General features: G+C 73.4%; 13 protein-coding genes. 7 read left to right on the top strand and 6 right to left on the bottom strand.

Going from position 1 to position 14,936, the window contains the following annotated elements; translation table 11 throughout:
- The first annotated feature begins 47 nt into the window (after window positions 1-47).
- Genes egtA through egtD form a run of 4 tightly spaced genes read left to right on the top strand, consistent with a single transcriptional unit; the run spans window position 48 to window position 4,343 of the window.
- The gene (egtA, locus tag ACN9M0_RS32770; RefSeq protein ID WP_366041327.1) at window positions 48-1,307 is read left to right on the top strand and encodes an ergothioneine biosynthesis glutamate--cysteine ligase EgtA; all 1,260 of its coding nucleotides are present in this window, start codon (window positions 48-50) and stop codon (window positions 1,305-1,307) included.
- Window positions 1,304-2,629, top strand: coding sequence for an ergothioneine biosynthesis protein EgtB (gene egtB, locus ACN9M0_RS32765; protein ID WP_426404700.1), 1,326 nt, complete (start codon window positions 1,304-1,306; stop codon window positions 2,627-2,629). Before egtA ends, egtB begins: the two co-directional genes overlap by 4 nt.
- Window positions 2,629-3,381 (top strand): ergothioneine biosynthesis protein EgtC, encoded by a 753-nt coding sequence (gene egtC, locus ACN9M0_RS32760; RefSeq protein WP_366041329.1) that lies wholly within the window; start codon window positions 2,629-2,631, stop codon window positions 3,379-3,381. Before egtB ends, egtC begins: the two co-directional genes overlap by 1 nt.
- Window positions 3,378-4,343 (top strand): L-histidine N(alpha)-methyltransferase, encoded by a 966-nt coding sequence (egtD, locus tag ACN9M0_RS32755; RefSeq protein ID WP_366041330.1) that lies wholly within the window; start codon window positions 3,378-3,380, stop codon window positions 4,341-4,343. The genes egtC and egtD overlap by 4 nt, the downstream gene beginning before the upstream one ends.
- Here egtD and ACN9M0_RS32750 read toward each other — a convergent pair.
- From ACN9M0_RS32750 to ACN9M0_RS32740, 3 genes are all read right to left on the bottom strand, one after another.
- Window positions 4,238-5,182 carry a lysophospholipid acyltransferase family protein gene (locus ACN9M0_RS32750; protein ID WP_426404699.1) on the bottom strand — a complete coding sequence of 315 codons (945 nt, stop codon included), beginning with the start codon at window positions 5,180-5,182 and terminating at the stop codon, window positions 4,238-4,240. The two genes, egtD and ACN9M0_RS32750, sit on opposite strands and share 106 nt — an antisense overlap.
- Window positions 5,179-6,000 (bottom strand): GNAT family N-acetyltransferase, encoded by an 822-nt coding sequence (locus tag ACN9M0_RS32745; RefSeq protein ID WP_426404698.1) that lies wholly within the window; start codon window positions 5,998-6,000, stop codon window positions 5,179-5,181. The genes ACN9M0_RS32750 and ACN9M0_RS32745 overlap by 4 nt, the downstream gene beginning before the upstream one ends.
- Before the next feature lie 139 nt (window positions 6,001-6,139).
- A complete protein-coding gene (locus ACN9M0_RS32740; protein WP_366041333.1) occupies window positions 6,140-7,390 on the bottom strand; it encodes an extracellular solute-binding protein in 1,251 nt (416 codons plus the stop codon).
- Between the two features lie 335 nt (window positions 7,391-7,725).
- Between ACN9M0_RS32740 and ACN9M0_RS32735 the strand changes: the two genes are divergently transcribed.
- Window positions 7,726-7,941, top strand: a complete 216-nt coding sequence (locus tag ACN9M0_RS32735; protein WP_366041334.1) for a dodecin — start codon at window positions 7,726-7,728, stop codon at window positions 7,939-7,941.
- 16 nt (window positions 7,942-7,957) lie between these two features.
- Here ACN9M0_RS32735 and ACN9M0_RS32730 read toward each other — a convergent pair whose 3' ends face one another.
- The gene (locus tag ACN9M0_RS32730; protein ID WP_366041335.1) at window positions 7,958-8,446 is read right to left on the bottom strand and encodes an LNS2 domain-containing protein; all 489 of its coding nucleotides are present in this window, start codon (window positions 8,444-8,446) and stop codon (window positions 7,958-7,960) included.
- 227 nt (window positions 8,447-8,673) lie between these two features.
- On the opposite strand from ACN9M0_RS32730, the gene ACN9M0_RS32725 reads away from it, so the two are divergent.
- Together ACN9M0_RS32725 and ACN9M0_RS32720 are read left to right on the top strand one after the other, a co-directional pair.
- Window positions 8,674-9,693, top strand: coding sequence for an MsnO8 family LLM class oxidoreductase (locus ACN9M0_RS32725; RefSeq protein WP_426404697.1), 1,020 nt, complete (start codon window positions 8,674-8,676; stop codon window positions 9,691-9,693).
- A 170-nt stretch (window positions 9,694-9,863) separates the two neighbouring features.
- The gene (locus tag ACN9M0_RS32720; protein ID WP_426404696.1) at window positions 9,864-12,218 is read left to right on the top strand and encodes an ATP-binding cassette domain-containing protein; all 2,355 of its coding nucleotides are present in this window, start codon (window positions 9,864-9,866) and stop codon (window positions 12,216-12,218) included.
- A 28-nt stretch (window positions 12,219-12,246) separates the two neighbouring features.
- Here ACN9M0_RS32720 and ACN9M0_RS32715 read toward each other — a convergent pair whose 3' ends face one another.
- Both ACN9M0_RS32715 and ACN9M0_RS32710 read right to left on the bottom strand, forming a co-directional pair.
- The gene (locus ACN9M0_RS32715; protein WP_366041338.1) at window positions 12,247-12,993 is read right to left on the bottom strand and encodes a succinate dehydrogenase/fumarate reductase iron-sulfur subunit; all 747 of its coding nucleotides are present in this window, start codon (window positions 12,991-12,993) and stop codon (window positions 12,247-12,249) included.
- A complete protein-coding gene (locus ACN9M0_RS32710; RefSeq protein WP_426404695.1) occupies window positions 12,990-14,936 on the bottom strand; it encodes a fumarate reductase/succinate dehydrogenase flavoprotein subunit in 1,947 nt (648 codons plus the stop codon). The genes ACN9M0_RS32715 and ACN9M0_RS32710 overlap by 4 nt, the downstream gene beginning before the upstream one ends.

Genomic DNA, 14,936 nt, shown 5'->3' with positions numbered 1-14,936 from the left:
ACCGGTAAGGGTCCCCGCGGGGACCCCGACGACCAGGAGGTGCACGGATGTCGCCGAGCGGCATACCGCGTGGCGGCCCCCCTCTCACCGAGGCGGAGGCGGAGGACCTGCTGCGATGTATCTGCTTCAAGACCGGCCCGCCCCGCACGGTGGGGGTGGAGCTGGAGTGGCTCGTGCACGAGCTGCGTGACCCCCGCCGGCCCGTACGGCCGCCGAGGCTCGCGGCCGCGCTGGACACCGTACGGGCGCTGCCCCTGGTGTCGGCCCTCACGTTCGAACCCGGCGGGCAGCTGGAGCTGAGCTCGCGCCCGGCCGGCTCCCTCATGGAGTGCCTCGACTCGCTCGCCGCCGACCTGGGCGCGGTGCGGGCGGCGCTCGGGCCGCTCGGCCTCACCCTCAGCGGTTACGGGGTGGATCCCTGGCACGCGCCGCGCGGCCGGGTGCTCCACGAGCCGCGGTACGACGCGATGGAGACCGCGCTGGACCGGACCGGGCCCGCCGGGCGGGCGATGATGTGCGACTCGGCGTCGGTTCAGATCTGCCTCGACGCCGGCCTGGAGGAGCCGGGTCCGCTCGGCTATCACCGGCGCTGGCGGCTCGCGCACCTCCTCGGTGCGGTGCTGGTGGCCGCCTTCGCCAACTCGCCGGTGCACGGTGGGCGCCGCACCGGCTGGCGCTCGACGCGGCAGGCGCTGTGGGCGGATCTCGACCCCCGGCGGGCGCTCGCGCCGTCGCCGGACGGGGAGCCGCGCGCGGAGTGGGCGGCGCACGTCCTGGACACCCCGGTGATGTGCGTGCGGGCCGAGGAGGGGCCGTGGGCGGTACCGGAGGGTCTGACGTTCCGGGAGTGGCTGCGGACCGGCCTTCCCCGTCCGGCCGACGCCGACGACCTGCGGTATCACATGACGACCCTCTTCCCGCCGGTGCGGCCGCGCGGTCATCTGGAGCTGCGGATGGTCGACGCGCAGCCGGGCGCGGACGGCTGGATGGTGCCGGTGGCGGTGACGACGGCCGTGTTCGACGACCCGGAGGCGGCGGAGACCGTGTACCGGGCGGTGAAACCGCTGGCGGAGCAGGCCGGTCCCGGTCCCGCCCCGCGCAATCCGCTCTGGGAGGCGGCGGCGCGGGACGGTCTCGCCGATCCCGAGCTGCACGCCGCCGCCCGGGCGGTGTTCTCCGCCGCGCTCGACGCGCTGCCCCGGATCGGGGCGAGCGAGGAGGTGCGGCGGGCGGTCGCCGCCTTCCACGAGCGGTACGTGATCCCCGGGAGCTGCCCGGCCGACAACCTCCAGGTGGTGACGTCATGACCGCGACCGACACCGGGGCCGGGCCGGAGGCCTTGCGGCGGAAGGCCCTCGACGCCCTCACCACCGCACGGGACCGCACCGCGCTCCTCACCGGCTGCGTGGAGGACGGCGAACTCACCGCGCAGCACTCGCCCTTGATGTCCCCGCTCGTCTGGGATCTGGCGCACATCGGCAACCAGGAGGAGCAGTGGCTGTGGCGGGCCGTCGCGGGGCGCGAGGCGCTGCGGCCCGAGATCGACTCGCTGTACGACGCCTTCCAGCACCCGCGCGCCTCCCGTCCGTCGCTGCCGCTGCTCTCGCCGGGCGAGGCCCGCGGCTATGCGGCGGACGTCCGGGTCCGGGTCCTCGACGTGCTGGAGACGACACCGCTGGAGGGGCGGCCGCTGCTCGACGCGGGGTTCGCGTTCGGCATGATCGCCCAGCACGAACAGCAGCACGACGAGACGATGCTGATCACCCATCAGCTGCGGAAGGGGCCCGCGGCCCTGACCGCTCCCCCGCCCCCGGTCCTGCGGTCGGGGCCGCTGCCCCCCGAAGTCCTCGTGCCCGGCGGCCCGTTCACCATGGGCACCTCGGACGAACCGTGGGCCCTGGACAACGAACGGCCGGCCCACCCCCGCATCGTCCCCGCCTTCCACATCGACACCACCCCCGTCACGAACGGCGCCTACCTCGCCTTCATGGCCGACGGCGGCTACACCGACCGCCGCTGGTGGCGGCCCGAGGGGTGGGCCCAGATCCGAGAGCACGGCATCGGGGCGCCGCTGTTCTGGCGCCGGGACGGCGGGCAGTGGCTGCGCCGCCGGTTCGGGGTGACGGAGCCGGTGCCCGAGGAGGAGCCGGTCCTGCACGTCAGCTGGTACGAGGCCGACGCCTACGCGCGCTGGGCGGGGCGCCGGCTCCCGACCGAGGCGGAATGGGAGAAGGCGGCCCGCCACGACCCGGTCTCCGGGCGCTCCCGCCGCTATCCGTGGGGCGACGCGGATCCGGGTCCCGAGCACGCGAACCTCGGGCAGCGGCACCTTCGGCCCGCGGCGGCCGGCAGCTATCCGGCGGGCGCCTCGCCGCTCGGCGTACGGCAGCTGATCGGTGACGTGTGGGAGTGGACGGCGAGCGACTTCCTGCCGTACCCGGGGTTCATGGCCTTCCCGTACAAGGAGTACTCGGAGGTGTTCTTCGGGCCGGAGCACAAGGTGCTGCGCGGCGGTTCGTTCGCGGTGGACCCGGTCGCCTGCCGGGGCACCTTCCGCAACTGGGACCTGCCGGTGCGGCGCCAGATCTTCTCCGGCTTCCGGACGGCACGGAACGCGGAGCTCGACTGATGTGCCGTCATGTCGCTTACCTGGGGCGGCCGGTGGCGCTCGGGGAGCTGCTCGTCCGGCCGGCGCACGCCCTGCTGCGCCAGTCCTGGGAGCCCCGTACGCAGGACAGCGGGGTGGTGAACGCCGACGGCTTCGGCGTGGGCTGGTACGCCGAGGGCGATCCGGTGCCGGCGCGGTACCGGCGGGCCGGCCCGATCTGGGGGGACCTGTCCTTCGCGGACCTCGCCCGGGTGGTGCGCTCCGGCGCGTTCCTCGGGGCGGTCCGGGGGGCCACGCTCCCCGGCGCCGACGGGGAGGCCGCGGCGGCTCCGTTCGCCTCCGGGCCCTGGCTGTTCAGCCACAACGGCGCGGTCGAGGGCTGGCCCGACTCCCTCACGGCCCTCGCCGACGCGCTGCCGTCCGGGGAGCTGCTGCGCCTGGAGGCGCGCACCGACTCGGCGCTGCTGTGGGCGCTCGTGCTGCACCGGCTGCGGGCCGGGGACGCGCCGGGGGACGCCATGGCCGACACCGTGCGGGAGGTCGCGGCCGCGGCCCCCGGTTCCCGGCTGAACCTGCTGCTCACCGACGGCGAGCGGATCGTCGCGACCGCCTGGCGGAACAGCCTCTGGTACCTGACGGGCCCCGACCGGACGGTCGTGGCCTCCGAACCGTACGACGACGATCCGCGCTGGCGGGAGGTGCCCGAGCGGACGCTCGTCACCGCCGACCACGCCGATGTCACCCTCACCCCGCTCAAGGAGCCGTCCGCGTGAGCCCGTTCCAGCTGACCCGCACCCTCGCCGCGGACGCCGCAGGCGCCGATCTGCGCGCCGACGTCCTCCACGGTCTGACCCGCTCCCCCAAGGAGCTGCCGCCCAAGTGGTTCTACGACGCCCGGGGCAGCGAGCTCTTCGAGGAGATCACCCGGCTGCCCGAGTACTACCCCACTCGGGCGGAGCGGGAGATCCTGGTCGCGCGGGCGCCGGAGATCGCCGCCGCGACCGGGGCCCGGACCCTGGTGGAGCTGGGTTCCGGCTCCTCCGAGAAGACCCGCTTCCTGATCGACGCGTTGCTTCCGGGTCTGGACGCGTACGTGCCCGTGGACGTGAGCGAGTCCGCGCTGACCGGGGCGGCCGAGTCGCTGCTCGCCGACCGGCCCGACCTGTGGGTGCACGCGCTCGTCGCCGACTTCACGCGCGGGCTCGCACTGCCGGGGACTCCGGGGCCGCGTCTGGTGGCCTTCCTCGGCGGGACGATCGGCAATCTGCTCCCCGCCGAGCGGCGGACCTTCCTGCGGTCGGTCCGGGCCATGCTCACGCCGGGCGACGCGCTGCTGCTCGGCACGGACCTGGTGAAGGACGAGGCGACGCTCGTGGCCGCCTACGACGACGCGGCCGGGGTGACGGCCGCGTTCAACAAGAACGTGCTGTCCGTGATCGACCGGGAGCTGGGTGCGGACGCCGATCCGGAGGCCTTCGACCACGTGGCGGTGTGGGACGCCGAGCGGGAGTGGATCGAGATGCGGCTGCGCGCCCGCCGCGCGCTGACCGTGAAGATCCCGGAACTGGATCTGGTGGTGCCGTTCGCGGCGGGCGAGGAGATGCGGACGGAGGTGTCGGCGAAGTTCCGTCAGGCGGGTGTACGGGAGGAGCTGGCGGCGGCGGGCCTCGAACTGGCCCGCTGGTGGACGGACAGCGAGGGCAGGTTCGCGCTCTCGTTGGCGACAGTGCGCTGAGAGACGGCTCGCTGAGAGACGGTGCCCTGATCGACGGCGCGCTGAGCCGCTGCGGCCAGGGCACCGCGGTCCGGATACCGGAGGCTGGATATCGGATCCAGTATTCGAATATCGGCGACCATCCTCCGCACGCTGACGACCCGCCACAGGGACGTGCCCAGCGGATCGTCCCCGACGTACGCGGCGGCTCCGGTGGGCCGGTAGTCGATCCGTACCGGCAGCACGGCGCATCCGCTGTCCAGGGCGGCCTGGAACGCGGCCGGGCGGAAGCGTCCCCGGGCCCGCCCGCACCAGGTCGAGCCCTCCGGGAAGACGACCACCCGGCCCCCGCCGGCGAGCACCCCGGACATCGCCCGCACGGTGCCGGGCAGGGCCCTGAGCCGGTCGCGGTCGATGAAGAGGGTGCCGCCGAGCGCGGCGAGCGTGCCGAGGACGGGCCAGTGGCGGACCTCCGCCTTGGCCACCATCCGGCCGGGCAGCACGGCCGCGAGGAGGGGGATGTCCAGCCAGGAGACGTGGTTCGCGACGACGAGGAGCGGGCCGGTGACCGCGCCGGCCTCCCCCTCGTACCGCACGCGCACGCCGAAGGCGCGGACCACCGCCCGTGTCCAGAAGCGGACCAGGGCGAGCCGGGTGGCCGCCGGGAGCAGCCCCGCGGCCGGGGCCAGCAGGAGGCCGAGGAGGACGGCGCCGATCCCGGCGGTCAGCCGGGCGACGGCGAGGACCGCCCCCGCCCGGTCGGCCCGGTGGTCACGGCCGGTCTCCGGGTGGGCGGCGCAGTGGCCCGGGGTGCAGGGCGCCGTGGGGAGCCACGGCGGGAGGGCCGTGGACCCGTTCACCGCGCCGGGGCGAGCGAGAGGAAGTGGTTGAGGTAGCGCGGGTTGGTGCGGCGCAGCGAGAGCAGGACGTAGAGGTCGGCGACGCCGAAGTCGGGGTCGTGCGCGGGGGCGCCGCAGACCCAGGCGCCGAGCCGCAGGTAGCCGCGCAGGAGCGGCGGGAGCTCGGTGCGGCCCTCGGGGCGGGTGACTCCGTCGGGGCTCCACAGCTTGTGCGGGGTGACCCAGTACTCCTCGGGGGCGAGGTGCTTGGACTTGACGGTGTCCCAGGTGGCGGCGGCGAGGGTGCCGCCGTCGGCGAGCGGGATCGAACAGCAGCCTGCGAGCCAGTTGTGGCCGGTCCGCTCCATGTAGCGGGCGAGGCCGGCCCAGATGAGGGCGATCACGGCGCCGTTGCGGTGGGCGGGGTGGACGCAGGAGCGGCCGACCTCCACCAGGTCGTGCCGGACGGGGGCGAGCCGGGTGAGGTCGAACTCGCTCTCGGAGTAGAGGCGTCCGGCGACGGCGGCGCGGTCGGGCGGCAGGATCCGGTAGGTGCCGACGATCTCGCCGGTGCTCTCCTCCCGTACCAGGAGGTGGTCGCAGTACGCGTCGAAGGCGTCGGTGTCGAGGCCGGGCTCGGGCCCGTCGAGCAGGGCGCCCAGCTCGCCGGCGAAGACCTGGTGGCGCAGCCGCTGGGCGGCCCGGACGTCCTCCTGGTCCCGGGCGAGGCCGACGACGTACCGGGGCGTGGGCTGCTCGGCGGGGGCGCCGACCGGCGTCGTGAGGTCACGGGCCTGGGGCTGTGCGGGGACGGCGAGCGTGGGCGTCGGTGCGGACATGGCGGGCTCCTCCGGCGGGACGGAAGGGGAAGGGGCGGGGCCGGGCCGCGTGAGCGGTGGCCCGGCCCTTTACTTCTTCCGTCACCGGCTGGATTCGACATGACCGTCCGGGGGCTCGCGGGTGTGCGAACGCTGAATGCTATTCGGCGAGGCTGTCCGTGATCGCGGCCGAGGCGTCCCTGGCCGCCTTGACGGGGTCCTCGCCCTGGAGGACGGCCGTCATGTACGGCTTGATGGGGTTGTCGGCCTCGACGTCGGCCCACTGCGGGGAGTTGGGGGTGGCCCGGCCGCGTGCGGCGCCCTTCGCCATGACGGCGGTGGCCTCCTGGCCGGCGACGACGGAGGCGAGGCCCTTCTTGTTGGGTACGTAGCCCATGGCGCGGGCGAGTTCGGACTGCCACTTCTCGCCGGCGAGCGCCTTGACGACGTCGAGGGCCGCGCCGCGCCGGGGCGCGTTCTCCGGGATGATGAGGTCGGAGCCGCCCGTGAAGACGGCGCAGGGCTGACCGGCCTTCTTGCCGGGTATCGGGAAGTAGCCGAGCTTGTCCTTGAGGTCCGGGTTGGCCTTGAGGACGGCGGCGACGGCGCTGGGCGTGGCGATGAGCTGGGCGACGTCGCCCTTGGCGAAGACGTCGGCCTGCGGCGGGGTCTGCTCGTCGGCGTTCTTCGGGCCGGAGCCGAGGGCCTGGAGCTCCTTGTAGAAGGCCATGCCGCGCCGGGCGGCGGGGCTGTCGAGCGCGCCGGTCCACTGGCCGCCCTTGTCGACGGCGAGCTCGCCGCCCTCGTCCCAGATGAATCCGGCGAGGGTGTACCAGTCCTGGCCGGCGAGGTAGATGCCCTGGGAGCCGTCCTGGTTGAGCTTCTCGGTGTCGTCGAGCCACTGGGCGCGGGTGGCGGGCGGCTTGTCGATGCCGGCGTCCGCGAACAGGTCCTTGTTGTAGATGACGATGCGGTTGGCCGCGTACCAGGGGATGCCGTACTGGGTTCCGGCGATGCTGCCGGGCTCGGCGAGACCGGGCAGCCAGTCCTCGCTGCCGAGGTCGCGGACCGATTCGAGCGTGAGGTCGAACAGCTTCTCGGTGTCGGCGTACTGGGCGACCTGGGTGTTGCCGACCTCGATGACGTCGGGGCCGCCGGAGCCCTGGATCGCCTCGGTGACCTTCTTCCCGATGCCGGTCCACTCCTGGATGGTGAACTTGAGCTCGACCCCGTCGTGCTCCTTCTCGTAGGCCTCGGTGAAGCGCGTGAGGAAGTCCTCGCTGACGCTGTCCCGCATGAGCCAGATGTTCACGGTCTTCGTCCCGCCGTCGCCGCCCGGCAGCATCCCGCAGCCGGCGAGGGCGAGCGCGGTGGCGGCGGCCAGGGGGCAGGCGAGATGGCGGTTCTTCACGTGGGTCACCTTCTGCTCAGGTTCAGCACAGGGTCGTGCGCATGGGGGCTGACCCGGCATGGGGGGACCGAACGGGGTGTTCGCGCGGGTATGTGGCCTGGATTCTGGTCTGGACCAACGGGATGGTCAAGTCCTTGACGATCCCGTTCCGCACCCCGGACGGACGGTCTGCTCCATTACCGTCGGTAGTTACTCGTGGGTCGCCCGGCCCCGTCGTGTCGCGCGCCGACGCACCCTGGGGCACCGTGGAGGGAACGCCACGAGCCCCGTCGTGTCGCGCGCCGACGCGCCCCGGGGCACCGTGGAGGGAACGCCACGAGAGGAGTTCGGCCCCCATGTCGAATCACACCTACCGCGTCACCGAGATCGTCGGCACCTCCACCGAGGGCCTCGACGAGGCCATCCGCAACGGCATCCAGCGCGCCTCGCAGACCCTGAGGGGCCTCGACTGGTTCGAGGTGACGCAGGTGCGCGGCCACCTCGTCGACGGCGCGATCGAGCACTACCAGGTCGGCCTGAAGGTGGGCTTCCGACTGGAGGACGAGGACTGATCGGCCCCGGCCGGCATCAGGTGCGGCCCTCCTTCTCCTGAGCCTCCCTCAGCGCCTCGGAGGGCTCCGCCCAGCGGGCCCGTACGACACGGAAGCCCGCCGCCTCCGCCGCGTCGCACACCGCCAGGTCGTCGTCGACCAGCATCCTCACCTTTCGGTCGGCGGCGAGCCGGCGCAGGATCTCCACCTTGGTCACCCGGGCCGGCCGGAAGTCACGGTTGCGCCGCATGTGGATCGCCCCCTCCGGGAGCCCCTGCTCCGCGAGCCACTCCACGGTCGCCCGGCGGCAGCGCTCGGGCCGCCCGGTCAGATAGACCACCTCGCACTCCTCGGCCGCCTCGCGGCACAGCGCGACGCCCTCCTCCAACGGCGGATCGTCGGGCGCCGCCGCGAAGAAGGCCTCCCAGTCCTTGGGCTTGCGCTCCAGGAAGTGCTGGCGGTGCGCGGTCGCGGCGAGCGTGTTGTCGAGGTCGAAGACGGCCAGGGGCCTGTTGTCCGATGTCACGGGCCCCAGCGTAGGAGCGGCGGGACGCGGGCGCCCGGGGATTACGGAGCGCGAGCAAATCCCTCCCGGCGTGCGGAGCCCCACGGCGGCTCTCCCGGCCGGTGGAGCGGCACAGCGGCTCTCCCGGCCGGTGGCCGTACGGCGGCGCCCCGGGCTTCACGCCCCGGGATCTGCGGGCCTGGATCCCGCCCCGGGAATCCCTCCCGGCCCCGCGCGTTGAACCCTCTGTGAGCACCTTCCTCCACGGCATCCGGTTCTCCGTCCTCGACCGCTCCCGCACCCGGGAGGGCGAGGACGCTCCCCAGGCGCTGCGCGACACCGTGCGCCTCGCCCAGGAGGTGGAGGCCCTCGGCTACCACCGCTTCTGGGTGTCGGAGCACCACGGTGTGCCCGGGGTCGCCGGTTCGGCCCCCACGGTTCTCGCCGCCGCCGTCGCCGCCGCGACCTCCACCGTCCGTGTCGGTACGGGAGGGGTGATGCTCCCGAACCACCGGCCGCTGGTCGTGGCCGAGCAGTTCGGGGTGCTGGAGTCCCTCTTCCCCGGCCGGATCGACATGGGGATCGGCCGCTCGGTGGGGTTCACGGACGGCATCCGACGGGCGCTCGGCCGGGACAAGGACGAGGCCGACCGGTTCGGGGAGCAGCTCACCGAGCTCCTCGGCTGGTTCACCGGCGAGCAGACGGCCCATCCTCAGGTGCACGCCCGGCCCACCGAGGGCCTCCGGGTCCCGCCCTTCGTCCTCGCGACCGGGGAGGGCGCCGGGATCGCAGCGGCGGCGGGACTGCCCCTGGTCATCGGCGACCTGCGCGGCCGGGACCGGGTGCTCACGGCCGTCGACACGTACCGCGCCGGCTTCCGCCCGTCCCCGTGGGCCGCCGAGCCGTACGTGGTCGTCGCCGGGACGGTCGCGGTGGCCGCCACGGAGGCGGAGGCACGGCGGCTGCTGATCCCGGAGGCGTGGTCGCTCGCGTACTCCCGCACCCGCGGGGTGTTCCCGCCGCTCGCGGCGCCCGAGCGGATCGAGGGGCTGCCGATGACGGAGAGGCAGCGCGGCTTCTACGAGGCGGGGCTCGACGGGCACGTGCACGGCACGGAGGAGCAGGTGGCCGAGGCGCTGGAGCGGGCGGTGAAGGAGACCGGGGCGCAGGAGGTGCTGGTCACCACGAGCACGTACGACCGGGCGGCGCTCAGCGAGTCGTACCGCCGTCTCGCCCGGGCCGTCGGTCTGGCACCGCCGACCGCCTGACGGCACGGGGGCGCGGCCGCCCGGCCGCGGCCGGCTTCCGCCCGCGGCCACCGCAGCCACCCGAGCCACTGGGGCCGACCGGGCCACCGGAGCCATCGCGCGTCCCCGGGCCGCCCGAGCCCCTACCGGAGCGACCGGGGCAAAGGCGGAGCATTCGATAAAGTCGCGCCATGCACGACAGCCCGCATGATCCCTACGTCCGCGTCCGAGGCGCCCGCGAGCACAACCTCGCCGGGGTCGACGTCGACATCCCGCGCGACGCGCTCGTCGTGTTCACCGGCGTCTCCGGCTCCGGCAAGTCGTCGCTGGCCTTCGGTACGATCTACGCCGAGGCGCAGCGCCGCTACTTCGAGTCGGTGGCCCCGTACGCGCGGCGGCTGATCCACCAGGTGGGGGCGCCCGCGGTCGGTGAGATCACCGGGCTTCCGCCGGCGGTCTCCCTGGAGCAGCGCCGGTCCTCGCCGAACGCCCGCTCCTCCGTCGGCACGGTGACCACCCTCTCCAACTCGCTGCGGATGCTGTTCTCGCGAGCCGGCCGCTATCCGGAGGGCGCGGAGAGGCTCGACTCCGACGCCTTCTCGCCCAACACGGCGGCGGGCGCGTGCCCTTCGTGCCACGGTCTCGGGCTGGTTCACGACACCAGCGAGGAACTCCTCGTGCCCGACCCCGGCCTGTCGATCCGTCAGGGTGCGATCGCCGCCTGGCCGGGGGCCTGGCAGGGGAAGAACCTGCGGGACGTGCTCGACACCCTCGGCCACGACGTCGACCGGCCGTGGCGGGAGCTCGACGCGAAGGACCGGGAGTGGATCCTCTTCACGGACGAGCAGCCGGTCGTCACCGTGCACCCGGTGCGGGAGGCGGACCGCATCCAACGCCCGTACCAGGGCACGTACATGAGCGCACGCCGCTATGTGCTGCGTACCTTCTCCGACTCCAAGAGCCCCACCCTGCGCGTGAAGGCGGAGCGGTTCCTCACCAGCGCGCCCTGCCCGGCCTGTGGCGGGGGCCGGCTGCGGCCCGAGGCGCTGGCGGTGACCTTCGCCGGACGGAACGTCGCCGAGCTCGCCGCACTGCCGCTCACCGCCCTGTCCGGTCTTCTGTCGACCGCCGCGGCGACGGCGGACGCCTCGGAGACGGCGCGCGTCCTGACCGCCGACCTCGTCGCCCGGATCGGCACGGTCACCGAACTCGGCCTCGGCTACCTCAGCCTGGACCGCGCCACCCCCACCCTCTCCAACGGCGAGCTCCAGCGGCTGCGGCTCGCGACCCAGCTGCGCTCGGGCCTCTTCGGTGTGGTGTACGTCCTCGACGAGCCGTCCGCCGGGCTGCACCCGGCCGACACCGAGGCGCTGCTCGTGGTCCTCGACCGGCTCAAGGCCGCCGGGAACTCGGTCTTCGTCGTCGAGCACCACCTGGACGTCGTCCGGCACGCCGACTGGCTCGTGGACGTCGGCCCGCGCGCCGGAGTGCACGGCGGGCGGGTGCTGCACAGCGGCCCGCCGGGCGAACTGGCCGGCGTCGAGGCGTCCGCGACCCGGCGTTTCCTCTTCGACCGGGCGCCCGCGCCCGCGCGCGAGGTACGGGCCCCGGCCGGCTGGCTGCGGACGGGCCCGGTGACCCGGCACAACCTGCGGGCGGTCGACGCGGCCTTCCCCGTCGGCGTCCTCACCGCCGTCACGGGCGTCTCGGGCTCGGGAAAGTCGACCCTGGTCGGGATGCTGACCGAGGAACTGTCCGGCGTGGGGCGCCTGGTGACGGTGGACCAGCGCCCTATCGGCCGGACGCCACGCTCCAACCTCGCCACGTACACGGGTCTGTTCGACGTCGTGCGCAAGCTGTTCACGGAGACCGAGGAGGCGAGGGCACGCGGGTACAAGGCGGGCCGCTTCTCCTTCAACGTGCCCGGGGGCCGCTGCGAGACCTGCCAGGGCGAGGGCTTCGTCTCGGTGGAACTCCTCTTCCTGCCCAGTACGTACGCCCCCTGCCCCGACTGCCACGGCGCCCGCTACAACCCCGAGACCCTCCAGGTGCGGTGGCGCGGCCTCACCATCGCCGAGGTCCTCGATCTGACCGTCGAGTCGGCCGCCGCCTTCTTCGACGACACCCCGGCTGCCGCCCGGAGCCTGCGCACCCTCCTCGACGTGGGCCTCGGCTATCTGCGGCTCGGGCAGCCCGCGACCGAGCTCTCCGGTGGCGAGGCGCAGCGCATCAAACTCGCCTCGGAACTCCAGCGGCCGCGCCGCGCCCACACCCTCTACGTCCTGGACGAGCCGACCACCGGGCTGCACCCGGCCGACGTCGAGGTCCTGATGCGTCAGCTCCACGGCCTCGTGGACGCCGGGCACTCGGTGATCGTCGTCGAGCACGACATGGACGTCGTCGCCACCGCCGACTGGGTCGTCGACCTCGGCCCCGGCGGGGGCGACCAGGGGGGCCAGGTGGTCGCCGCCGGACCGCCCGCCGACGTGGCCGCGTCACCGGAGAGCCGGACGGCCCCGTACCTGGCCAGGGCACTCGCCGACTGACCCGCTGCCCCTCCCCCTAGATCTAGCCCTACCCCTTCACCTTCCTCTGTGCCCGCAGCCACTCCCTGTTCATCGCCGCGATCGACGGGAGCGGGATGCCCTTCGGGCAGGCCGTCGCGCACTCGCCGGTCAGGGTGCAGCCGCCGAAGCCCTCGGCGTCCATCTGGGCCACCATGTCGAGGACCCGGGTCTCGCGCTCCGGGGAGCCCTGGGGCAGGACGTTCAGGTGGTTGATCTTGGCGGAGGTGAAGAGCATCGCCGAGCCGTTGGGGCAGGCCGCGACGCACGCGCCGCAGCCGATGCACTCGGCGTGCTCGAAGGCGGAGTCCGCGTCGGCCTTGGGGACCGGGGTGGCGTGGGCTTCGGGGGCCGAGCCCGTCGGGGCGCTGATGTAGCCCCCGGCCTGGATGACGCGGTCGAAGGCGGAGCGGTCGACGACGAGGTCCTTGACGACCGGGAAGGCCGACGCGCGCCAGGGTTCGACGTCGATGGTGTCGCCGTCGCGGAAGGAGCGCATGTGGAGCTGGCAGGTCGTGGTGCGCTCCGGCCCGTGCGCGTCGCCGTTGATGACGAGGCTGCACGCGCCGCAGATGCCCTCGCGGCAGTCGTGGTCGAAGGCGACGGGGTCCTCGCCGCGCAGGATGAGGTCCTCGTTGAGGGTGTCGAGCATCTCGAGGAAGGACATGTCGGGCGAGATGCCGTCCACCGCGTAGGTGGCCATGGCGCCCTCGGTGCCGCCGTCCTTCTGGCGCCAGACGCGCAGGTTGAGCCTCATGCGTAGCTCCGCTGGGTGGGGTGGACGTACTCGAAGGTGAGGTCCTCCTTGTGGAGGACGGGGGCCGTTCCGGTGCCGCCGAACTCCCAGGCCGCGGCGTACGCGAACTCCTCGTCGCGGCGGGCGGCTTCGCCGTCCGGGGTCTGGGACTCCTCGCGGAAGTGGCCGCCGCAGGACTCGGCGCGGTGGAGCGCGTCGAGGCACATGAGCTCGGCGAGCTCCAGGTAGTCGACGATCCGGTTGGCCTTCTCCAGGGACTGGTTGAACTCCTCGCCGGAACCGGGGACCTTGATGCGGCTCCAGAACTCCTCGCGGATCTCGGGGATGCGCCGCAGGGCCTTGCTCAGTCCCTCCTCCGTGCGGGCCATGCCGCAGTACTCCCACATGAGTTCGCCGAGTTCGCGGTGGAAGGAGTCGGGCGTGCGGTCGCCGTCGACGGAGAGGAGGAGGTGGAGGCGGTCCTCGGTCTCGGCGAGGACCTCGCGGACCGCCGGGTGGTCGTCGTCGAGGGGTTCGCTCGACGGGTGGCGGGCGAGGTAGTCGTTGATGGTGGCGGGGAGGACGAAGTAGCCGTCGGCGAGGCCCTGCATGAGGGCGGAGGCGCCGAGCCGGTTGGCCCCGTGGTCGGAGAAGTTGGCCTCGCCGATGGCGAAGAGGCCGGGGACGGTGGTCTGGAGGTCGTAGTCGACCCAGAGTCCGCCCATCGTGTAGTGGACGGCGGGGTAGATCCGCATGGGGACCTCGTACGGGTTCTCGGCGGTGATCCGCTCGTACATGTCGAAGAGGTTGCCGTACTTCTCCTCGACGGCCTTGCGGCCCATCCGTCGGATCGCGTCGGCGAAGTCCAGGTAGACGCCCTGTCCGCCGGGTCCCACTCCCCTGCCCTCGTCGCAGACGTTCTTCGCGGCGCGGGAGGCGATGTCGCGGGGGACGAGGTTGCCGAAGGAGGGGTAGATGCGCTCCAGGTAGTAGTCGCGCTCGCCCTCGGGGATGTCGGCGGCGGGGCGGGTGTCCCCCTGCGCCTTGGGGACCCAGATGCGGCCGTCGTTGCGCAGCGACTCGCTCATCAGGGTGAGCTTGGACTGGTGGTCGCCGGTGCGCGGGATGCAGGTGGGGTGGATCTGGGTGAAGCAGGGGTTGGCGAAGTACGCCCCGCGCCGGTGGGCCCGCCAGACGGCGGTGGCGTTGGAGTTCATGGCGTTCGTCGACAGGTAGAAGACGTTGCCGTAGCCGCCGCTGGCGAGGACCACGGCGTCCGCGTAGTGGGTGGAGATCTCGCCCGTGATCAGGTCGCGGGCGACGATGCCGCGGGCCCGCCCGTCGACGACGATCAGGTCGAGCATCTCCGTACGGGCGTGCATCTCGACGTTTCCGGCGGCGATCTGCCGGGACAGCGCCTGGTAGGCGCCGAGGAGGAGCTGCTGGCCGGTCTGGCCGCGGGCGTAGAAGGTGCGGGAGACCTGGACGCCGCCGAAGGAGCGGGTGTCGAGGAGTCCGCCGTACTCGCGGGCGAAGGGGACGCCCTGGGCGACGCACTGGTCGATGATCTCGACGGAGATCTGGGCGAGGCGGTGGACGTTGGACTCGCGGGCCCGGAAGTCACCGCCCTTGACGGTGTCGTAGAAGAGGCGGTGGACGGAGTCGCCGTCGTTGCGGTAGTTCTTGGCGGCGTTGATGCCGCCCTGGGCGGCGATGGAGTGGGCGCGGCGCGGGGAGTCCTGGAAGCAGAACTGGACGACGTGGTAGCCCTGTTCGGCGAGGGTGGCGCCGGCGGAGCCGCCGGCGAGGCCGGTGCCGACGACGATGATCCGGTGCTTGCGGCGGTTGGCGGGGTTGACCAGCTTCGCCTCGAAGCGGCGGGTGTCCCAGCGGTCGGCGACGGGGCCGACGGGGGCCTTGGTGTCGGTGATCGGTTCACCGGTGGCGTAGTCGGAAAAGGTCAT

It is taken from the genome of Streptomyces sp. R-07 (assembly GCF_049913175.1).
GTDB lineage: Bacteria > Actinomycetota > Actinomycetes > Streptomycetales > Streptomycetaceae > Streptomyces.
This window is presented reverse-complemented; position numbering and strand designations above follow the sequence as displayed.